This is a genomic window from Micromonospora sp. NPDC023888 (genome assembly GCF_040639415.1).
Taxonomy (GTDB): domain Bacteria; phylum Actinomycetota; class Actinomycetes; order Mycobacteriales; family Micromonosporaceae; genus Micromonospora.
In genome coordinates, this window is record NZ_JBEZZW010000034.1 from 59,502 (window position 1) to 79,239 (window position 19,738).

The following is a 19,738-nucleotide window of genomic DNA, read 5'->3' on the forward strand; positions in this document are numbered from 1 at the left end:
CACCCGTTGCGGGGCGCACCGTCGTTACGACGGTGCGCCCCGTCTCGTCTGCTCAGGTCATTACCGAACGCTGACGTTGTTCGCTACCGGGCCGGATGATCGCGCACACTGGGCCGATGAGCACCACGTCGCGGCGGTACGCCGCGCTGGCCGGAGTGACAGCCGCCGCCGTCGCGATCGGGATCGCCGAACCGGTGGCAGTGCTGACCGGGCCCCGATCGGCGCCGCTGGTCGCGGTCGGCGGGGTGGTCGTCGACGCCGTCCCCGAGTCGCTGAAGCAGTTCGCCATCGACCTCTTCGGCACCGCCGACAAGATCGCACTGCTGGTCGGCACGGGCCTGCTGCTCGGAGCGTTCGCCGCACTGTTCGGCATGCTGGCGGTCCGCCGGCTCGCGTTCGGCGTCGCCGGCATCGCCGCGTTCGGCGTCATCGGCGTGGCCGCCGCTCTGACCCGCGCCGGTGCGGACGCGGCCGACGCGCTGCCGTCGCTTGTCGGTGCCGGCCTCGGCGCCCTGGTGCTCTGGTTGTTCATCGCCGGCCCGTTCGAGCTGGACCCCTGGCCCTGGTCACCACCCACACCGACCGCTGGTCCGGTGCCGCAAGGCGACTCGGTGCCGGTGCCGCCCGGCGAATCGGTGCCGTCGTCCCCGGCGGGTCCGGTGCCGGTGACTCCCGCCGGCCCGCCGGCGGCGGTCGGGCCCGCCGACGTGGACCCGGACTCGCGGCGGCGGTTCCTCACCGGGAGCGGGGTGCTGCTCGGCACGGCCGTGGTGGCCGGTCTCGGTGGGCGCTGGCTGGCCGGCCGACGCGGAGTGTCCGCCGCCCGGGACGCGATCCGACTGCCCACGCCAGCGGCCCCCGCACCGGCCGTGCCGGCCGGCGCGGACCTCGCCCTGACACAACTCACGCCGTACGTCACCCCGAACTTCGCGTTCTACCGGATCGACACCGCGCTTGTGGTTCCCCAGGTGGATCCGGACACCTGGCGGCTGCGTATCCACGGGCGGGTCGGCACGGAGCGCACCTACAGCTACGCGGATCTGCTGGCCCGTCCGCTTGTCGAGCGGTACGTCACGCTGGCCTGCGTCTCCAACGAGGTGGGCGGGGACCTGATCGGCAACGCCCGCTGGCTCGGCGTACCCCTTCGGGAGTTGCTGGACGAGGTCGACCCGGACGACGATGCCGACCAGGTCGTCGGCCGGTCGGTCGACGGCTGGACCTGCGGCACCCCCACCGCCGCACTGCGCGACGGGCGGGACGCGCTGTTGGCGGTCGGCATGAACGGCGAGCCACTGCCGGTCGAGCACGGCTTCCCGGTCCGGATGGTGGTGCCCGGCCTCTACGGCTACGTGTCAGCCTGCAAGTGGGTGACCGAGCTGGAGCTGACCCGGTTCGCCGACTTCGACGCGTACTGGGTGCCGCGCGGCTGGTCCGCCCAGGGGCCGATCAAGACCCAGTCGCGGATCGACGCGCCCCGCAGTCGTAACCGGCTGACCACCGGGCCGGTCACCGTCGCCGGTGTGGCCTGGGCGCAGCACCGGGGCATCAGCCGCGTCGAGGTACGCGTCGACGGCGGAGACTGGCAACAGGCGGAGCTGGCCCCGACCGTGTCCGTGGACACCTGGGTGCAGTGGTCCTGGCGTTGGGACGCCACGCCGGGCGAGCACCGACTCCAGGTCCGTGCGACGGACGCGACAGGCGAAACCCAGACCGAGCGTACGCAGGGCGTCGTCCCGGACGGCGCAACCGGCTGGCACACCGTCACCGTCACCGTTCGCTGAGTCCCGATACTGGACAACCGGGGTCAGTCGGTGCCCGATCCTCGCTAACCTCAGCCGGTGGAGGCCCGGCGTCGCGGCAGGCGCTCCCTGATCCATGGCTACGGCGTGGCACGCCGGGCCAGCTGGCTGGAGCTCTTCTTCGACCTGGTGTTCGTGGTCGCGGTGCTCCGGCTCGCTCAGCGGCTGGTGGGGGATCCGTCGGTCCGCGGAGTGCTGGTCTTCGCCGGCCTGATCAGCGTGGTCTGGTGGCTCTGGTTCAGCTTCTCCTACTTCGCCGACCTCTTCGACGACGACCAGCCACCGAGCCGCCTGGCGCAGCTGACCGCGATGCTGGGTGTGCTGACGCTGGCGGCTTCCCTCCCCGGAGACGCCGGTGCCGACGCCAGCCGCTTCGCGGTGATCTACGGGCTGCTGCTGGCGCTGCTCACCGCGATGTACGCGCTCGTGGGCTGGCTCGATGTCGAGGCTCGGGAATTCTGCTGGTGGAACGCCACAGGCTTCCTGGTCGCCGCCGGGCTCTGGTGTGGCTCGCTCCTGGTCTCCGCACCGATGCGGTACTGGGTCTGGAGCGCCGCACTCGTCGTCAACGCCACGATCGCCGGACCACTGGCCTACGCCCTGGTACGCCGGGCGCCGACGCAGACGTCCCACATGCCCGAGCGGTTCGGTCTCTTCACCATCGTCGTGCTCGGAGAGGCGGTCCTGTCGGTCGCGAACGGGATCGACGCCACGGGTTGGCGCGGTGTCTCGGTGGCGATCGGGATCGGCGGGTTCGTCATCGCCAGCGGGGTGTGGTGGGTGTACTTCGTCGCCACGTTCGACAGCGAGGCGGGAAACAGGGCCCTGCGCGGCGGGCGGCAGGCGGTGGTCCGGAGCTACCTCTACGCCTACGGGCACCTGCTGGTCTACGCCGCGATCGTGACAGCGGGGGTCGCCGTCGAGTTGGCGGCGGAGGAGGCGGCCCACCGAGGGCCCGGACATGACGTGGCCGGGCGACTGCTGGGCGGCAGTCAGCTGGTGATGATCGTCGGCTGCGTCATCATCTACCGGGGAATCAGCCTGCCGGTCGGCCGCTGGGTCGCGGTGACCCAGGCTGGGGTGGGACTCGTCGCGCTGGTGGTCGCGCTGGGAGGACTGCCGCCGCTTGTGGCGGTGTGGCTCGTGGCTGTGGCCTGGGTGGTGCTGGCGGTCGTCGAACAGCGTGCCGCGTCGGGCCGGTCCCGTTGATGACGGCCCTTCCGCCGTGGTGCCGAGGCCGTCGGTCAGGCACCTGTGGCCCAACCCGGCCGACCGCGGCCCGCTCCACGGCTGAAGCAGCGTGGAGCGGGCCGCGGGGTGGTGCCGCACCTCAGACGGCGATTCGTCCGCCGTCGACGGGCAGCACCGCGCCGTGCACGAAGCTCGACCGCTCGGTTGCCAGGAAGGCGACCGCCTCGGCGATCTCCTCGGCCGAGCCGGGCCGGCCGGCCGGTGCCATGGTGGCCAGCTGGTCGAGGTTCTCGCCCATGCCGGCGGTGCCCTCGGTGCGGGTCGGGCCGGGGCTTACCGCGTTCACCCGAACACCCTGAGGCCCGTACTCGGCGGCCCAGGACTTCGTGAGCAGGACCAGCGCGGCCTTGCTCGACCCGTAGAGGCTCATCCCCGCCTGACCGAACTCGGCGACCATGGTCGTCAGATTGATGATCGCGCCATGGCCGCGCTTCGCCATCTCCGGCGCGAGTTCGGCGACCAGGAAGTACGGGGCCTTCACGTTCAGCGCGAACACCGCGTCGAAGTCCTGCTCGGTGGTCTGCTCGGTGGGGCCGAACGGGTAGATTCCGGCGTTGTTGACCAGTATGTCCACCTGTCCGACCATGTGCCGGGTCCGTGCGGCCAGGGACCGGGCCGAGGCCTCGTCCCGCAGATCGGCGACCAGGAAGTCCGCCTGTCCACCCGCCGCACGGATTTCCCGGACCACGTCGCCACCCCGGTTCTCGTCCCGCCCGGAGATCACCACGTGGGCACCGAGCGTGGCCAACGCCAGTGCGGTCGCCCGGCCGATACCGCTGTTGCCACCGGTTACCAGCGCCGACTTTCCTCGAAGGTCTGTCATCGTTGTCTCCACCCACATTCAGTTCCGCCGGTCGGCGGCTTCCGTCGGGGCTGTCCCGACCAGTGGGTGCAAGTCGTCCACGGGCTCAGCGTTTCCCATCGCCCTCTGCGCGCTGGTTATGGCCGCCATAAGCACCGGTTCGTGCGGCTGCCGGAGTTACTCGGGGCCCCGCAGTTCCAGTGCGGCGACGAAACGGCCGAGGTCGCGCCGGTGGGAGTCGGCCGACCAGGCCGCCCAGGTACGCCGGACCAGGGGATGCCCGACCAGAGGTGACCACGTGACCGGGTCGGGTATCGGTGGGGACCAGTTGGGGGGCGCCAACGCGAAGGCCGCGCCGGCGGTCACCGCGGCGAGCTTCACCGCGGGGATGAGTTCCTGTCCTTCCGGCGCGGCCGGTCCGAGGTCGAGCCCGTGGCTGCGCAGGATCGCGGTGAGTTCGTCGTACCAGGCGGGGCTCCCGGAGCGGGGGAAGCCCACCCAGCTCAGCCCGGCCAGCGCATCGAGCCGGATCCCGTCCGGCCCGGTGATCTTCGCGGCCTGTTCGCTGGACAGAAGCACACCCAGTCGTTCCTCGACGACCAGCACGGCATCCAGGTCCGGCCCGATCGGGCGTTCCCGGACCAGTCCGACATCGAGGTCACCTGCCCGCAGTGCGGCGACCTGGGCGGCGGTGGACATGTGGCGGGCCTGGACCCTGGTGTCCGGGTATGCCACGGCGAGGTCGGCCAGCGGCCGGGAGAGCAGGTCGGTGGGGAGTTCCAGCGGAATTCCGAGCCTGAGCACGCTGTCGCCAACGGAGGTGTGCCGGGCGACGGCGGTGACCGCCTGGTCGTGTCGGGCGAGCACCGCGCGAGCTTCGTCGAGCAATGTCATGCCCGCCTCGGTGGTCTGCACTCCGGTGCTGCCCCGAATCAGCAACTGCACGCCGAGCTGACGCTCCAGGGCGTTCATGCTCTGCGAGAGGGCGGGCTGGCTCACGTGCAGTCTGCGCGCGGCAGCGGACAGGCTCCCCTCCTCAGCGACCGCGACGAACGCCCGCATTTCCCGTATTTCCACCCGTCCATCACACCACGCGGGCCGGTGCCCCCTCTCGCGGCAAGCTCTCGGGTACCTGCTTCCGGCGCACGCATCGACGCCGCGCCCGGTGACGGGGCGCGGCGTCGAGTGACGGTGTCGCGGGGGTGGGCCGCTCAGGCGACGTGGCGTTGGGCCGGGACCGTCGACTTGTGGGGGCGGCCGAGTCGGGCCTCCAGTCGTGCGACGTCGACGCGGGCGTGCCGGCGGTCGGCCAGGTCCTCCCAGCCGACGGCGAGCAGTCGGAGTCGCTCCGACTCGCTGAAACCGCCCCAGACGCCGTAGGGCTCACGGACCGACAGGGCGTGCGCGGCGCACTCGGCCCGAACCGGGCAGGCGCGGCAGACTGCCTTGGCGGCCGACTCGCGACGCAGTCGGGAGGAACCCCGTTCGCCGTCGGGGTGGAAGAACTGGGCGCTGTCCCGGCCTCGGCAGGCACCGAGCCGCTGCCAGTCCCAGAGATCGACGATGGGTCCGGGCAGTCTACGTACGTTCGACATCAGCACCCCTCCTCCCGCGCGGCTCCGCGAGAATCCATGTGGCCGGCATCCGGGCGGCGGGCCGCGCAGGCGCACCGTTCCCGGCCTGGACCTCCCGGTACCCGAACTGTTGTCGACTCACACGTCTGTGATCGAAAACGTCCTAGAAATTGCGGCTTTTGCCCCAACTGTCGGAAAAGTTCGAAGGATTGCCGGGAACCCCCTCCCCAGCCGACCCCGTCATGGTCTGCTCGTTGGCGGAGAGGAGACCACAGTGCGTACCGTTCTTGTGTGCGTTCGGACACCACTCGCGGCCCAGCACCTTACTTCTGCTGCCGCGCGGCTGGGGTTGTCCGCAATCGTTCGTACCGCCGTCTCCGATCCTGAGGTGATGCTGCGGCTCGCCGAGCGACCGGCCGACGTGGTGCTGGCCGACACGGCCCTCACCCGGCCGGACAGCGCCGGCTTCGTCCGTCGGGTGCTGGCCCGCGCGCCGCAGGCCGCGGTGCTGCTGCTCGGCACCGAAGAGTCCGAGGCCGCGGCGGCCACCATCAGTGCTGGTGCCCGGGGCCTCATCCAGAATGTCGACCAGGACCTGACCAGCGCTGTGGCGAAGGCGCTGCTGCTGCTCACCGCTCCCGGACGGGCCTCCCGGCAGCGGATCACCGATCCGGCCCGGGACGCCGCGGCAGTGGGCGGTTCGGGTCGCTCGGGGCCGTCACCGCGGGGCGCCGGCGATCCCGGCTGGGCGGCCACGCCCGGCGAGGGGCAGGCGGGTGTGCCGTCGGTGCCGGTGCAGCGGGGTGACGACGAGGCCGAGTCGGCAACCGGCGAATCGTCGGCGGACCAGGCCGACCCGGCCCGGTCCGCCCCGAACGCCCGGCCCAGCCGGGCGTCGATCGGGCTCACCGAGCGCGAGCTTCAGGTGCTGCTCGGCATGGCCGAGGGCAAGAGCAACGCGGAGATCGGCCGGGAGCTGTTCGTGTCGGAGGACACCGTCAAGACACACGCCCGCAGGTTGTTCCGCAAGCTGGGCGCCCGGGACCGGGCACACGCGGTGGCAGCAGGCTTCCGCGCCGGCCTGGTCGCCTGAGGCGGGCCGCCGTCACTCGGTGACGGTCGGCGTGCCCGGCTCGTCCTCGGTGCCCTCGGTCAGGGTGTCGTGCACCCCGTCGGCGTATCCCCGGGCGTAGTCCCAGGTCACGTAGTGGTCCGGGTCGGGGTCGTACGCGGGCTCGTGCACCCGGGGCCGACCGGAGTTGAGCAGGTGCCGCAGGTTGCCGCGGAGCAGGTCCCAGTCGAAGTAGTGCGGCTCCCGGCAGTCCTCGCATTCGATCACCAGCCCACGGACCCCGATCGGGGCCAGCAGAGCCTGGTAGATCTCCAGGTCGGCGAGGTCTTCCAGCACATCCTGCCGCTCGACGTCGGTCAGCGGATCCGGCGTCGCGTCATCGCCCGGGTCGTCCAGACCCGCGGTCGGATCGGCCGGGTCGCCGTTGAACGGGTCGATGGGCTCGTCGTGCACCCCCTCACCGTAGACCCAACGCGGCGCGAACGTCCGCCCCCCGGCCTTGCGCCGGGCCGGCCCGCCACGGACGGGTCGCCCAGCTCACTGGGTACGATGAGGCGACGTGCCGGCACCGTGGCGCGCTCCGGTGCCCGCCCGCGCCACCTCGCTGAAGCCCATCCGAGCAGCTCAGGGGAGCAATCGTGGAAAATTCGCCCAGCACCGATCTTCCGGCCGGCGTCGAGCACGCCGACCTGGGCGGCCACCTGCCCGAGCTGCCGGCCGGCTCCGCCCGGGTGGTTCCGCTCGGCCTCACCTTCGACGACGTGCTGTTGCAGCCGGGCGAGTCGGACGTGGTGCCCAGCCGGGTCAACACCCGGACGAAGCTGACCCGCAACATCGAGTTGTCCATTCCGCTGCTGTCCAGCGCGATGGACACGGTGACCGAGGCCCGGATGGCGATCGCCATGGCCCGCCAGGGTGGCATCGGCGTGTTGCACCGCAACCTCTCCCTGGAGGACCAGGCGCTCCAGGTCGACCTGGTCAAGCGGTCCGAGTCCGGCATGATCACCAATCCGGTGACCGCCAGCCCGGACGACACGCTGCGCGAGGTCGACGAGCTGTGCGGGCGTTACCGCATCTCCGGCGTTCCGGTGGTGGACGGCGACGGCCAGCTCGTCGGCATCGTCACCAACCGGGACATGCGGTTCGTCTCGGAGCCGGACACCCCGGTTCGCGAGATCATGACCCACACCCCGCTGATCACCGCCCGGGTCGGCGTGAGCAAGGACGACGCGCTGGCCCTGCTGCGCCAGCACAAGGTCGAGAAGCTGCCGATCGTCGACGACTCGGGCCGGCTGCGTGGCCTGATCACCGTCAAGGACTTCACCAAGAGCGAGCAGTACCCGGACGCCAGCAAGGACGACGCCGGCCGCCTCCGGGTCGCCGCCGCCATCGGTGTGGGCGAGGACGCGTACAAGCGGGCCCGTGCCCTGGTCGACGCGGGCGTCGACGTGCTGATCGTGGACACCGCGCACGGTCACCAGCGGGCCGTGCTGGACATGGTCCGGCGGCTCAAGGCCGACGTCGCGGTCGACGTCATGGGCGGCAACGTGGCCACGTACGCCGGCGCGAAGGCGCTTGTCGACGCCGGTGCCGACGGCGTCAAGGTGGGCGTGGGGCCGGGCGCGATCTGCACCACCCGGATCGTCGCCGGGGTCGGCGTGCCGCAGGTGACCGCGATCATGGAGGCGGCTCGGGCTGCCCGCCCGGCCGGTGTGCCGGTGATCGGCGACGGTGGCATCCAGTATTCCGGCGACATCGCCAAGGCCCTGGTGGCCGGCGCCGACACGGTGATGCTCGGCAGCCTGCTGGCCGGCTGCGAGGAGAGCCCCGGCGAGCTGATCTTCGTCAACGGCAAGCAGTTCAAGACGTACCGCGGCATGGGGTCGCTCGGCGCGATGCAGTCCCGGGGCCAGGCCAAGTCGTACAGCAAGGACCGCTACTTCCAGCAGGACGTGCTCAGCGACGACAAGCTGGTCCCGGAGGGCGTGGAAGGCCAGGTGCCCTACCGGGGTCCGCTGTCCCGGGTGGCGCACCAGTTGGTCGGCGGGTTGCGACTGGCCATGGGTTACGCCGGTGCGGAGAACATCCCCGATCTGCACCGCCGGGGCCAGCTCATCCGGATCACCGCGGCCGGGCTGAAGGAGAGCCACCCGCACGACATCCAGATGACCGTCGAGGCGCCCAACTACCACACCCGCTGACCCAACACCCCCAACCACCTGGAGTCCCCCATGCGTGACGTGGTCGAGATCGGGCTGGGCAAGACCGCGCAGCGCGGCTACCACCTGGACGACATCGCCATCGTGCCGAGCCGCCGTACCCGGGACGTCGATGACGTGTCGACCTCCTGGCAGCTCGACGCGTACCCGTTCGGCATTCCGTGCGTCGGCCACCCCTCCGACGCCACCATGAGCCCGTCGTCGGCGGTACGGCTCGGTCAGCTCGGCGGTCTCGGCGTGCTCAACGTCGAGGGTCTGTGGACCCGCTACGAGAACCCGACGAAGGTGCTTGACGAGCTGGCTGGCCTCGACGAGGACGCCCGCGCCACCAAGCGGCTCCAGGAGGTGTACGCGGAGCCGATCCGCCCGGACCTGATCGCCGAGCGGGTCCGTGAGCTGCGCGCCGGCGGTGGCACCGTGGCGGTGCGGGTCTCTCCGCAGCACACCCTGGCGCTGGCCCCGGTGATCCTGGACGCCGGGGTGGACATCCTCGTCATCCAGGGCACCATCGTCTCGGCCGAGCACGTGTCGACCACCGACGAGCCGTTGAACCTCAAGGAGTTCATCGCCGACCTCGACCTGCCGGTGATCGTCGGCGGTTGCACCGACTACAAGACGGCGCTGCACCTGATGCGTACCGGCGCGGCGGGTGTGATCGTGGGCATCGGTGGCGACGAGTGGTCGACGACCGAGTCGGTGCTGGGCATCCGGGTGCCGATGGCCTCGGCGATCGCCGACGCCGCGGCGGCCCGTCGCGACTATCTGGACGAGACCGGCGGCCGGTACGTGCACCTGATCGCCGACGGCGACATCCAGACGTCGGGCGACATCGCCAAGGCGCTCGGGTGCGGCGCGGACGCGGTGATGCTCGGTGAGCCGCTGTCGCTCTGCGAGGAGGCGCCCGCCGGTGGTGCCTGGTGGCACTCGGCGGCGAGCCACCCGTCGTTGCCGCGGGGCGCGTTCGAGGTGGCCGGTGACCCGCTCGGGTCGATGGAGGAGCTGCTCTTCGGGCCGGCCGACGAGGCGGACGGCCAGCTCAACCTGTTCGGTGGGCTGCGTCGGGCGATGGCCAAGTGCGGTTACCGCGACCTGAAGGAGTTCCAGAAGGTCGGCCTGGTCCTCGACCGCTGACCCGCTGAGCAGACGCCGGAAGGCCGGCCCCGCGCGGTGCGGGGTCGGCCTTCGTCGCGTTGCGCCGGGAGTTCGGCAAAAGGCCGATACCGGTCGCACGGTCGGCGGCGCTGGCTACGCTCGTCCTGACCCGGGGACCCGGCGGGAGGAGTGTGCATGGTCCGGACCGGACGGTCGCCTGCCGGTACCTGGCTGGCCGCCGCGCTGACCTGCGTCCTCGGGCTGGTGTTGGCCGGCTGTACGGGCGAGCACCGGGACGGGTTCCGGCCCGGCGCGGCCGACGCCGGTGACCCGTACGTGCCGGGGCACGGCAACGGCGGTTACGACGTCACCCACTACGGCTTGGACGTCCGCTACGACCCGTCGACCGACCGGTTGACCGGTCGAGCCGTCATCACCGCCACGGCCACCCAGGACCTGTCCCGGTTCAATCTGGACCTGGCGGGCCTGGACGTGAGCGCTGTCCGGATCGGCGACGCGCGGGCCGACCACCGCCGCGCCGACGGCGAGTTGGTGGTGACGCCGCCCGACGGGCTCCCGCGCGGCGAGCAGTTCACAGTGACTGTCGACTACGCGGGCGTGCCCACCGCCGTCGTGGACGGCTCGTTGGGCAGTGGCGGTTTCCTGCACACCGCCGACGGCGCGGTCGCGCTCGGCCAACCCGACTCGGCCGCCACCTGGTTCCCGGTCAACGACCACCCGTCGGACAAGGCGAGCTACGACCTGGCGGTGACCGTCCCGGACGGCCTGGCCGCGTTGAGCAACGGAGTGCCCGGGCCGCAGAGCAGCGCGGACGGCTGGACCACCTGGCGCTGGTCGGAGCGCACCCCGATGGCCAGTTACCTGACCACGCTGGTGATCGGTGACTACCGGGTGGTGACCGGCACGCACGCCGGTCGGCCGATGGTCACCGCCGTGGCGGCGAGCCTGCCACCGGCCGGCGGCGCGGCCAGCTCACTGGCCCGTACCGGCGCGATCGCCGACTTCCTGTCCAGTCGCTTCGGCCCGTATCCGTTCGACTCGTACGGCGGGATCGTGGTCGCCGACGACCGGGTCGGGTACGCGCTGGAGACCCAGTCCCGCCCGGTCTACGGGCCCGCGTTCTTCACCGACGACCGCCCCAATCCGAGCGTCGTCGCGCATGAGCTGGCGCACCAGTGGTTCGGCGACAGCGTGTCGGTGGGCAGGTGGAGCGACATCTGGCTGAACGAGGGCTTCGCCAGCTACGCCGAGTGGCTGTGGGAGGAACACGACGGCGGCCCGACCGTCCAGCGCGCCTTCGAGCTCCAGTACGCGGCGACCGACTGGTCGCAGCCGTCGGTCGAGCCGGGGCGGGAGCGGATGTTCGGCACGGCCGTCTACAAGCGCGGTGCGCTGGCCGTGCACGCGTTGCGCCGGACCGTCGGTGACGACACGTTCTTCCGCATCCTGCGGACCTGGACCACGGAGCGGGCGTCGGCCAACGCGACCACCGCGGACCTCGTCGCGGTGGCCGAGCGGGTGGCGGGACGGCAGCTCCGGCCGCTCTTCGACGCCTGGTTGGTGGGTGGTTCAGCGCCCACACTGCCGTGACGGGGCCGTGATGGCCGGTCGATATGCTGCCGCCTGCGAACGGCGGGGCGAAGCCGGCTCGCGCGGGGCGGCGTGAGCCGTCACCGCCACCGTACGGGGGAGGATGTGGGATGCGGGTGACGCGACGCAGACTGCGGGTGGGCTCGGCTCTGTTGGTGACCGGGGCTCTCGTACTGTCCGGGTGCGACTCGACGGGCACGGAGGCCACGCCGTCGCCGAGCGCGTCCCCCACGCCGTCGCGGACGTTCACCGCGGGCGCGCCGGGGGCCGGCGACGCCTACTTCCCGAGCTACGGCAACGGCGGCTACGACGTCGCACGGTACGTGGTCAAGGTGCGCTACGACCCGGCGAAGGACAAGCTGACGGGTACGACCACCGTGCAGGCCACCGCGACGGCCGACCTGTCGACGTTCAACCTCGACCTCGCCGGCCTGACCGTCACCGCGGTCACCGTGGACGGTGCGCCGGCGACGCACCGCCGGGAGCGGAACGAGCTGGTGATCAAGCCGGCCTCCGGCCTGGTCAACGGCAACGGGTTCGTCGCCGAGATCGCCTACGAGGGCGTGCCGAAGCCGCTGAAGAACGAGGCCCTCGGTGACGGCGGATTCCTGCACACCCCCGACGGTGCCATCGCCCTGGGGCAGCCCGAGTCGGCAAGTACCTGGTTCCCGGTGAACGACCACCCGTCCGACAAGGCCGCGTACGACTTCGAGGTCACCGTTCCCGACGGTCTCACAGCGGTCAGCAACGGCGTTCCCGGCGGCAAGGCCAGCACGGCGGGGTGGACCACCTGGAAGTGGTCGGAGAAGTCGCCGATGGCCAGTTACCTGAGCACGCTTGTGATCGGCGAGTTCCGGATCACCACGGCCACGCACCGGGGGAAGCCGGTCTACAGCGCTGTCGCGATCGCGGCCAACGGTTCCGCGGATTCGTCGATCGCCGAGACCACGAAGGTCGCCGACTACCTGGAGACCGTGTTCGGGCCGTACCCGTTCGACGCGTACGGCGGTGTGGTGGTCACCGACAGCCGGATCTCGTACGCCCTGGAGACGCAGAGCCGCCCGGTCTACTCCGCCGGTTTCTTCCGGCAGGGCGAGAACACCGAGGTGGTCGCGCACGAGCTGGCGCACCAGTGGTTCGGGGACAGCGTCTCCCTGGGCACCTGGGAGGACATCTGGCTCAACGAGGGCTTCGCGACGTACGCCGAGTGGCTCTGGGCCGAGCACACCAGGAAGTCCACGGTCCAGGAGGCGTTCGACAGCCGGTACGCCAGGGTGCCGGTCAAGGTGTGGAAGACGCCGCCGGGCAAGCCGGGGGCGAAGGAGCTGTTCAGTGAGTCGGTCTACCAGCGTGGTGCGATGACGCTGCACGCCCTGCGGCTGTCGGTCGGCGACAAGGCGTTCTTCGAGATCGTCAAGACCTGGGCGGCGGAGAAGCGCAACGGCACCGCCACCACCGCCGAGTTCGTGGCGCTCGCCGAACGCATCTCCGGCAAGCAGCTCGACATGGTCTTCGATGCCTGGCTCTACGGCACCAGCAAGCCGGCCCTGCCCAAGCGGCTCTGACCGGGGTCAGTTCTTGACGACCAGGGCGGGGTGGGCGGCCAGGTAGGCGTCGGCGCGGCCGGCGCGCAGCTCGGTGAGGAACTTCCGGCCGTCGCTGGTCAGCTGTTCGCCGCGGTAGGCGCTGCCCTTGCCGACGCCGGAGCCGGGCAGGCCGACCAGGGTGAAGCGGTTCTCCGGCACCCCGCTCAGGGCGTACGCGATGTCCACGATCCGGCGCCCGCCCACGTAGACGAGGGTGTCGCCGAGGGCGGCGACGACCTGGTCGACCCGCTCCGGTTGCCGGGCCAGGCCCTCGTCCAGGATCTTGCGGGTCAGCGCCTTGACGAGCTGCTGCTGGTGACGCTGCCGGGCGTAGTCACCGCCGGTGATGTAGCGCTGCCGCGCGTAGTCAAGTGCCTGCCAGCCGTTGAGGTGCTGGTTGCCCTTCTCGTAGACCTGCTGCGGCCCGGTGTATCCGCCGGGCGCGCTCTGCCGGTACTTGCCGTCCGGCCGTCGGTGCAGCGAGGCGACCCGCTGGTCGACGTAGATGTCCACCCCGCCCAGCGCGTTTACCAACCGGTCGAATCCGTTGAACGTGAGCACCGCGCCCGCGTCGATGCGCAGTCCGGTGTATCCGCTCACCGTGCTGCGCAGCAGCTCGTACCCCTGGGCGGTGCTTGGTTGTTTGGGTTTGCCCGGCACCCGGCTGCCGAAGCTCATGGCGTGGGTGAGCTTGGTCTTGCCGCCCTTGTAGTCGGCCTTCGGGAACGCCGGGATGTCGACGAGCAGGTCGCGGGGGAGCGAGAAGAGGTACGCCTGGCCCAGCCCCTTGGGTACGTGCAGTACGAGCACCGCGTCCCCGTGTGGCTCCCAGCCGGGCACGCTGACCCGGGTGTCCACACCGACCAGCAGCAGGTTGAGCGGGCCGGTGATGTCGGCACCCGGCGGCGGGCCGCTGGGGCTCGGGGTGGGCGTCGGAATCGGCGTCGGCGTCGGCGAGCCGGCCAGCGGAGCGCCGCCCGGCCTGCTGTCGCCGGTCAGCCGGGTGATCACCACCGTGCCGGCCGCGATCAGCGCGACGGCGGCGAGGGCCGTCAACCCCAGCAGCAGCCACCGTCGGCGCGGCGCCATCGACCCGAGGACCATCTTGGATTCCTTCCACCCGTCCGGTGTTCAACGTTCCGACGGGTGCTCCGGGTTGCGGCCGGAAGGCGCCGGGTCGGTCGGCCGGAGCATGATCGCGCGAAAACTGTCGCTGGCGCGAGCGCTACTCGCGAGTAATGATGCGTCCATGCGGTACGACGTGGTCGTCATCGGGTCCGGCTTCGGCGGCAGTGTCACAGCGCTCCGGCTGGCCGAGAAGGGCTACTCCGTCGCCGTGCTGGAGGCTGGCCGGCGCTTCACCGACGACGAGTTCCCGCGGACGTCCTGGCGGGCCCGCCGGTTCCTGTGGGCGCCGAAGCTGGGCTGCTACGGCATTCAGCGGATCACCCTGCTGCGCCCGGCCGATCGACGTTCCGGCGGTGGGGTGCTGGTGCTGTCCGGCGCCGGGGTGGGTGGCGGTTCGCTCGTCTACGCGAACACCCTCTACGAGCCGCTGCCGGCGTTCTACACCGACCCGCAGTGGCGGGACGTCACCGACTGGCACGACGAGCTGGCCGGCCACTTCGACCAGGCGAAGCGGATGCTCGGCGTCACCACGTACCCCCTGGAGACCGGCGCGGACCGCGCCATGCGGGCGGTGGCCGAGCGGATGGGGGTGGGGCACACCTTCCACGCCACGCCGGTGGGTGTGCACATCGGCCGTCCCGGCCAGCGGGTCGCCGACCCGTACTTCGGGGGTGCCGGCCCGGAGCGCACCGGCTGCCTGCACTGCGGCTCGTGCATGACCGGCTGCCGGCACGGTGCGAAGAACACGCTCGTCAAGAACTACCTCTGGCTGGCCGAACGGCAGGGCGCCACGGTGCATCCGCTGACCACGGTGACCGCCGTCCGACCGGCCGAGGGCGGCGGGTACGAGGTGCGCACCGAGCGCACGGGCGCCTGGCTGCGCAGGCGGCGGCAGGTGATCCACGCCGACCAGGTGGTGTTCGCCGCCGGGGCGCTCGGCACCCAACGGCTGCTGCACGCCATGAAGGCCGACGGCGTGCTACCCGGGCTCTCGCCCCGCCTCGGTGAGCTGACCCGGACCAACTCCGAGGCGATCCTGGGCGCCTCGGTGCCCCGCGAGCGGGCCCGGTCCGAGCGGTTGGACTACACCGAGGGGGTGGCCATCACCAGTTCGTTCCACCCCGACCCGCAGACCCACGTCGAGCCGGTCCGCTACGGGCGCGGCTCCAACGCGATGGGCCTGCTCCAGTCGCTGCTTGTCGACGGCGGTCCGCACCGGGTGCGGCGCTGGCTGGGCAGCATGGTGCGGCAGCCCGGGTTGGCCGCCCGGATGCTCTCGGTACGCGGCTGGTCGGAACGGACGGTGATCGCCCTGGTGATGCAGTCGGTGGACAACTCGCTGACCACCCGGTGGCGGCGCGGGGCGTTCGGCCGCAGGCTGGTCACCGGCCCGGGGCACGGCACGCCGAGCCCGACCTGGATCCCGGCCGGCAACACCGCGGCCCGGCTGCTCGCCGAGGAGATCGGTGGCACCGCCGGCGGCTCGCTCACCGAGCCGTTCGACATCCCGATGACCGCGCACATCCTGGGCGGCGCGGTGATCGGGGCGACGCCGGCCGACGGGGTGATCGACCCCTGGCACCGGGTGTACGGGCACCCGGGGCTGCACGTGGTCGACGGCGCGGCGGTCTCGGCGAACCTCGGCGTGAACCCGTCGCTGACGATCACCGCCCAGGCGGAACGGGCGATGTCCTTCTGGCCCAACCGGGGCGAGGAGGACCCCCGCCCGGCGCTCGGTTCCCCGTACCGCCGGCTGGCGTCCGTACCCCCGCGGCACCCGGCGGTGCCGGCGGACGCCCCGGGCGCGCTGCGCGCCTAGCTCAGCGGCTTGCGGAGGATGTGGTTGAGCCCGAAGTCGGTCTCACTGACCCGGACGTCGTGGTAGCCCAACCGGTGGTAGAAGCCGTGCCCCGTGATGCTGGCGCCGGTCTCCATGTGGTCGTGGCCGTCGGCGCCGGCCAACCGCTCGATGTGGTGCATGAGCCGGCGGCCGACACCCCGGCCGGCACGGTCCGGATCGACGAACATCGTGTAGACCTTGTTGCCGTCGCGGGACACGGTGCCGACCACCCGCCGGCCCTGCTCGGCGACGAAGACCTCCCGGACGGCGGCGAGTTCGCGGAAGCGGTTCGCGTCGAAGTGCGCGCACATCCGCTCGATCAGGTCGGCCGGGTAGTCGCGGCTGTTGACCTCCCGGAGGCACCTGGCGACGAGCACGGCCAGTGGCTCGGCGTCGGCGTCCCGGAAGGGCCGTATGGTCACCTCGGTCACACCCGTCCTCCCGTCCTGCCGTCATCGCCCCGCGTCGATGCTAGGGGGCCTCCCGACCGGCCGCTGCGCCCGGAGCCGCCGCCGCGGCGCGCCGGAGGGCCGGCCCGCGCCCGAGGCGGCCGTGACTGTCGGTAGGCTTTGCACACATGAGCCTGCCTCGTCCCGTCCTCGTGGTGGACTTCGGAGCCCAGTACGCCCAGCTCATCGCGCGCCGGGTCCGCGAGGCGAAGGTCTACTCCGAGATCGTGCCGCACTCGATGCCGATCGCCGAGATGCTGGCGAAGAACCCCGCCGCGATCATCCTCTCCGGCGGTCCCGCCAGCGTGTACGCGCCGGACGCCCCGCAGATCGACGCGGGCGTGTTCACTGCCGACGTGCCGGTCTTCGGCATCTGCTACGGCTTCCAGGCGATGGCCCAGGCGCTCGGCGGCACCGTCGCGCGGACCGGCAACCGCGAGTACGGTGGCACGCCGCTGCGTCCCCGCCTGCTCGACCCGGGTGTGCTGCTGCGTGACCTGCCGGCGGACCTGCCGGTCTGGATGAGCCACGGTGACGCCGTGACCGAGGCGCCCGAGGGCTTCACGGTGACCGCCGAGTCGGCTGGCGCTCCGGTGGCCGCCTTCGAGGACCTGGCCGGGCGGCGGGCCGGCGTGCAGTTCCACCCGGAGGTCGGGCACACCGCGCACGGCCAGGAGATGCTTACCCGCTTCCTGTACGACATCGCCGGCATCGAGCCGACCTGGACGCCCGAGAACATCATCGACGAGCAGGTTGCCCGGATCCGCGCCCAGGTCGGCGACAAGGAGGTCATCTGCGGCCTCTCCGGCGGGGTGGACTCGGCGGTCGCCGCCGCGCTCGTGCACAAGGCGGTCGGTGACCAGCTCACCTGCGTCTTCGTCGACCACGGTCTGCTGCGCGCGGGCGAGGCCGAGCAGGTGGAGAAGGACTACGTCGCCGCCACCGGCATCAAGCTGAAGGTGGTCGACGCCACCGACCGGTTCCTCGGCGCGCTTGCCGACGTGACCGACCCGGAGCAGAAGCGCAAGATCATCGGCCGGGAGTTCATCCGGGTCTTCGAGGCCGCCGCCCGCGAGATCGCCTCGCACGGCGACGTGGAGTTCCTCGTCCAGGGCACCCTCTACCCCGACGTGGTGGAGTCCGGCGGCGGCACCGGCACCGCCAACATCAAGAGCCACCACAACGTCGGCGGTCTGCCGGAGGACCTGAAGTTCGCGCTCGTCGAGCCGCTGCGCACCCTGTTCAAGGACGAGGTCCGCGCGCTCGGTCTGGAGTTGGGCCTGCCCGAGGCCATGGTCTGGCGGCACCCGTTCCCGGGCCCCGGCCTGGCCATCCGGATCATCGGCGCGGTCAACCAGGAGCGCCTCGACCTGCTCCGCGAGGCCGACCTGATCGCCCGCGAGGAGCTGACCGCCGCCGGCCTGGACCGGGGCGTCTGGCAGTTCCCCGTGGTGCTGCTCGCCGACGTGCGCAGCGTCGGTGTGCAGGGAGACGGGCGCAGCTACGGGCACCCCGTGGTGCTGCGCCCCGTCTCCAGCGAGGACGCCATGACCGCCGACTGGTCGCGGCTGCCCTACGAGGTCGTTGCCCGGATCTCCACCCGGATCACCAACGAGGTTGCCGAGGTGAACCGGGTGGTGCTGGACGTGACGAGCAAGCCGCCGGGCACCATCGAGTGGGAGTGAGCGCCGTTCAGGCGGCCGGCGGCGAGCTGGACGGCGTCGTCGGCGGGTAGGGCGGCGTCGGGGCGTACCCCGGGGCGGGTCCGGCGGTCGGCGGCGGGCCCGCGTGCGGCGCGACGCCCGCGGCGTGCGGCCAGGCCGGCGCGCCGGTGGGCTCCTCGGGCATCAGGAACCACATGATCGGGTACGCGAGCAGCGCGAGCCCGCCGGTGAGCAGACCGGTGACCGCGAAGGCCACCCGGACCAGTGTGGGGTCGACGGCGAAGTAGCGGCCGAGCCCGCTCGCGACCCCGGCGACCATGCGGTCGGTGGTGGGTCGGCGGAGCTGCTTGTACGGGGCGTGGGGAGCGGTGGTCGATGTCATACCTCCACGGTCCGCGCCGGTGCCCGCCCCGCCCTCGGTGACCGCCCGGATCCTTACCCTGACCGATCCCTGATCGGGGCCGGACAGTCAGGAATCCGACTCTTTTCCGTTCCGGTAACCCGGCCCGGGGAGAATTTGCTTCCGTGACCACCTTGCTGGAGCCGCTCCGCAGGATCGCGGCATACGCAGTCTGTGCTGATTCGACAGGCCGAGTCCTGCTGGTTCGCGCCTCGGAGCGCTCCGGCACCCCCGGCACGTGGTCCCTGCCCGGCGGGGCGGTCGACCACGGCGAGGACCCCAACCACACGGTGGTCCGCGAGACCGCCGCCGAGACCGGCCTCTCGGTCGCCGTCTCGGGGCTGGCCGACGTCCTCGCCGACATGCGGGCGCTGCCGGAACGCGGCATCACCATCCACACCGACCGGCTGATCTACCGGGTGGCGGTTCGCGGCGGCACCCTCGCCGACCGGGTCGGCGAGCGTCCCACCGACCTGGCCCGCTGGTACACCCTCGACGAGGCGCGTGAGCTGCCGCTGCGCTCGTTCACCGCACGTGCCCTCGGGTTGCCCGCGTCCTCCGCCGACGTGGTGCCCGACGAGGCCCCCGAGTTCCCCTCCTTCTACGCGGTGCCCGGTCCCGACGGGCTGCACCGGGCGCAGCGCTTCGCCGCGTACGCGGTGTGCACCGACCCGGCCGGTCGGGTGCTGCTCACGAGGGTCTCCGACGGCTACCCGGGCGCCGGCTGCTGGCACCTGCCCGGCGGCGGCACCGACTACGGTGAGCAGCCCGGCGCGGCGCTCATCCGCGAGTTGGTCGAGGAGACCGGGCAGACCGGTCGCCTCGTCGAGCTGCTCGGGGTGGCGAGTCACCGGGACGCCGCGTCGCTCGGCCCCGAGGGCTACCCGATCGACTGGCACGGGGTGCGTGCCTTCTACCGGGTCGTGGTCGACCAGCCCAACCCGCTGACCGTGGCCGACGTGGGTGGCTCCACCTGCGAAGCCCGCTGGTTCGCCCGGGAGGAGCTCGGCGCTCTCCCCACCCACCACCTCACCGAGGTGACCGCCGAGGCAGTCCAGGCCGCCCAGCTCACCTGACCCGCGGGGCCGTTCCACCCGAGGAGCGGCACGGGCCGGATGATCGACTCCGTTCTACTGATGTCGGGGTGTCCCGAGCGCTTGGGCTCAAGTGGTTGTTGCAACGGGGTGGATTCTCGTCAGGATGAGGGGTCATGCCGGGGCAGAGGTTGTCGTCCGCGGAGCGGGCGCAGAT

The 19,738-nt window shown here is 71.9% G+C and carries 17 protein-coding genes; 10 read left to right on the top strand and 7 right to left on the bottom strand.

From position 1 onward, the window contains the following. The first annotated feature begins 116 nt into the window (after positions 1-116). Positions 117-1,781, top strand: a complete 1,665-nt coding sequence (locus AB0F61_RS26045) for a molybdopterin-dependent oxidoreductase (protein ID WP_357814450.1) — start codon at positions 117-119, stop codon at positions 1,779-1,781. Between the two features lie 57 nt (positions 1,782-1,838). Next, a complete protein-coding gene (locus AB0F61_RS26050) occupies positions 1,839-3,008 on the top strand; it encodes a low temperature requirement protein A (protein ID WP_357814453.1) in 1,170 nt (389 codons plus the stop codon). Positions 3,009-3,129: 121 nt separating this feature from the next. On the opposite strand, the gene AB0F61_RS26055 is transcribed toward AB0F61_RS26050, so the two are convergent. The 3 genes from AB0F61_RS26055 to AB0F61_RS26065 form a co-directional block, all read right to left on the bottom strand. Next, entirely contained in the window at positions 3,130-3,873 is a 744-nt protein-coding gene (locus tag AB0F61_RS26055; RefSeq protein ID WP_357814456.1) for an SDR family oxidoreductase, read from the bottom strand. Between the two features lie 156 nt (positions 3,874-4,029). Next, positions 4,030-4,929, bottom strand: a complete 900-nt coding sequence (locus AB0F61_RS26060; RefSeq protein WP_357814459.1) for a LysR family transcriptional regulator — start codon at positions 4,927-4,929, stop codon at positions 4,030-4,032. Positions 4,930-5,063: 134 nt separating this feature from the next. After that, positions 5,064-5,447 carry a WhiB family transcriptional regulator gene (locus AB0F61_RS26065; RefSeq protein ID WP_355032435.1) on the bottom strand — a complete coding sequence of 128 codons (384 nt, stop codon included), beginning with the start codon at positions 5,445-5,447 and terminating at the stop codon, positions 5,064-5,066. A gap of 253 nt (positions 5,448-5,700) precedes the next feature. On the opposite strand from AB0F61_RS26065, the gene AB0F61_RS26070 reads away from it, so the two are divergent. Then, on the top strand, positions 5,701-6,519 hold the full coding sequence (locus AB0F61_RS26070) for a response regulator transcription factor (protein ID WP_357814463.1): 819 nt from the start codon (positions 5,701-5,703) through the stop codon (positions 6,517-6,519). 12 nt (positions 6,520-6,531) lie between these two features. On the opposite strand, the gene AB0F61_RS26075 is transcribed toward AB0F61_RS26070, so the two are convergent. After that, complete coding sequence (locus tag AB0F61_RS26075; RefSeq protein WP_355032437.1) at positions 6,532-6,951, bottom strand: DUF5319 domain-containing protein; 420 nt, start codon at positions 6,949-6,951, stop codon at positions 6,532-6,534. A gap of 185 nt (positions 6,952-7,136) precedes the next feature. Here AB0F61_RS26075 and guaB point away from each other — a divergent pair, with 185 nt between their 5' ends. From guaB to AB0F61_RS26095, 4 genes are all read left to right on the top strand, one after another. Beyond that, positions 7,137-8,699 (top strand): IMP dehydrogenase, encoded by a 1,563-nt coding sequence (guaB, locus tag AB0F61_RS26080; protein WP_357814467.1) that lies wholly within the window; start codon positions 7,137-7,139, stop codon positions 8,697-8,699. A 30-nt stretch (positions 8,700-8,729) separates the two neighbouring features. Continuing rightward, on the top strand, positions 8,730-9,848 hold the full coding sequence (locus tag AB0F61_RS26085) for a GuaB3 family IMP dehydrogenase-related protein (protein WP_357814469.1): 1,119 nt from the start codon (positions 8,730-8,732) through the stop codon (positions 9,846-9,848). Between the two features lie 156 nt (positions 9,849-10,004). Then, positions 10,005-11,420 (top strand): M1 family metallopeptidase, encoded by a 1,416-nt coding sequence (locus AB0F61_RS26090; RefSeq protein ID WP_357814471.1) that lies wholly within the window; start codon positions 10,005-10,007, stop codon positions 11,418-11,420. Between the two features lie 110 nt (positions 11,421-11,530). Then, positions 11,531-12,985 carry a M1 family metallopeptidase gene (locus AB0F61_RS26095; protein WP_357814473.1) on the top strand — a complete coding sequence of 485 codons (1,455 nt, stop codon included), beginning with the start codon at positions 11,531-11,533 and terminating at the stop codon, positions 12,983-12,985. A gap of 6 nt (positions 12,986-12,991) precedes the next feature. Here AB0F61_RS26095 and AB0F61_RS26100 read toward each other — a convergent pair whose 3' ends face one another. Then, the gene (locus AB0F61_RS26100) at positions 12,992-14,110 is read right to left on the bottom strand and encodes an LCP family protein (protein WP_357814475.1); all 1,119 of its coding nucleotides are present in this window, start codon (positions 14,108-14,110) and stop codon (positions 12,992-12,994) included. A gap of 145 nt (positions 14,111-14,255) precedes the next feature. Here AB0F61_RS26100 and AB0F61_RS26105 point away from each other — a divergent pair, with 145 nt between their 5' ends. Further along, positions 14,256-15,953, top strand: a complete 1,698-nt coding sequence (locus AB0F61_RS26105) for a GMC family oxidoreductase (RefSeq protein WP_357814478.1) — start codon at positions 14,256-14,258, stop codon at positions 15,951-15,953. Here the strand turns inward: AB0F61_RS26105 and AB0F61_RS26110 are convergent. After that, on the bottom strand, positions 15,950-16,396 hold the full coding sequence (locus tag AB0F61_RS26110) for a GNAT family N-acetyltransferase (RefSeq protein ID WP_357814481.1): 447 nt from the start codon (positions 16,394-16,396) through the stop codon (positions 15,950-15,952). The two genes, AB0F61_RS26105 and AB0F61_RS26110, sit on opposite strands and share 4 nt — an antisense overlap. 155 nt (positions 16,397-16,551) lie before the next feature. On the opposite strand from AB0F61_RS26110, the gene guaA reads away from it, so the two are divergent. After that, positions 16,552-18,108 (top strand): glutamine-hydrolyzing GMP synthase, encoded by a 1,557-nt coding sequence (guaA, locus tag AB0F61_RS26115; RefSeq protein WP_357814484.1) that lies wholly within the window; start codon positions 16,552-16,554, stop codon positions 18,106-18,108. Between the two features lie 7 nt (positions 18,109-18,115). Here the strand turns inward: guaA and AB0F61_RS26120 are convergent, their stop codons facing one another. Continuing rightward, on the bottom strand, positions 18,116-18,469 hold the full coding sequence (locus AB0F61_RS26120; protein ID WP_357814486.1) for a PspC domain-containing protein: 354 nt from the start codon (positions 18,467-18,469) through the stop codon (positions 18,116-18,118). 143 nt (positions 18,470-18,612) lie between these two features. On the opposite strand from AB0F61_RS26120, the gene AB0F61_RS26125 reads away from it, so the two are divergent. Further along, positions 18,613-19,563 (top strand): NUDIX domain-containing protein, encoded by a 951-nt coding sequence (locus AB0F61_RS26125; RefSeq protein WP_355032446.1) that lies wholly within the window; start codon positions 18,613-18,615, stop codon positions 19,561-19,563. Positions 19,564-19,738 lie beyond the last annotated feature (175 nt).

Bases quoted from the DNA above. Each gene is read 5' to 3' on its own strand.
- AB0F61_RS26100 (WP_357814475.1), bottom strand. From the start codon at position 14,110: ATGGTCCTCGGGTCGATGGCGCCGCGCCGACGGTGGCTGCTGCTGGGG.
- AB0F61_RS26090 (WP_357814471.1), top strand. From the start codon at position 10,005: ATGGTCCGGACCGGACGGTCGCCTGCCGGTACCTGGCTGGCCGCCGCG.
- AB0F61_RS26095 (WP_357814473.1), top strand. From the start codon at position 11,531: ATGCGGGTGACGCGACGCAGACTGCGGGTGGGCTCGGCTCTGTTGGTG.
- AB0F61_RS26065 (WP_355032435.1), bottom strand. From the start codon at position 5,447: ATGTCGAACGTACGTAGACTGCCCGGACCCATCGTCGATCTCTGGGAC.
- AB0F61_RS26105 (WP_357814478.1), top strand. From the start codon at position 14,256: ATGCGGTACGACGTGGTCGTCATCGGGTCCGGCTTCGGCGGCAGTGTC.
- AB0F61_RS26085 (WP_357814469.1), top strand. From the start codon at position 8,730: ATGCGTGACGTGGTCGAGATCGGGCTGGGCAAGACCGCGCAGCGCGGC.
- AB0F61_RS26120 (WP_357814486.1), bottom strand. From the start codon at position 18,469: ATGACATCGACCACCGCTCCCCACGCCCCGTACAAGCAGCTCCGCCGA.
- guaA (WP_357814484.1), top strand. From the start codon at position 16,552: ATGAGCCTGCCTCGTCCCGTCCTCGTGGTGGACTTCGGAGCCCAGTAC.
- AB0F61_RS26055 (WP_357814456.1), bottom strand. From the start codon at position 3,873: ATGACAGACCTTCGAGGAAAGTCGGCGCTGGTAACCGGTGGCAACAGC.
- AB0F61_RS26045 (WP_357814450.1), top strand. From the start codon at position 117: ATGAGCACCACGTCGCGGCGGTACGCCGCGCTGGCCGGAGTGACAGCC.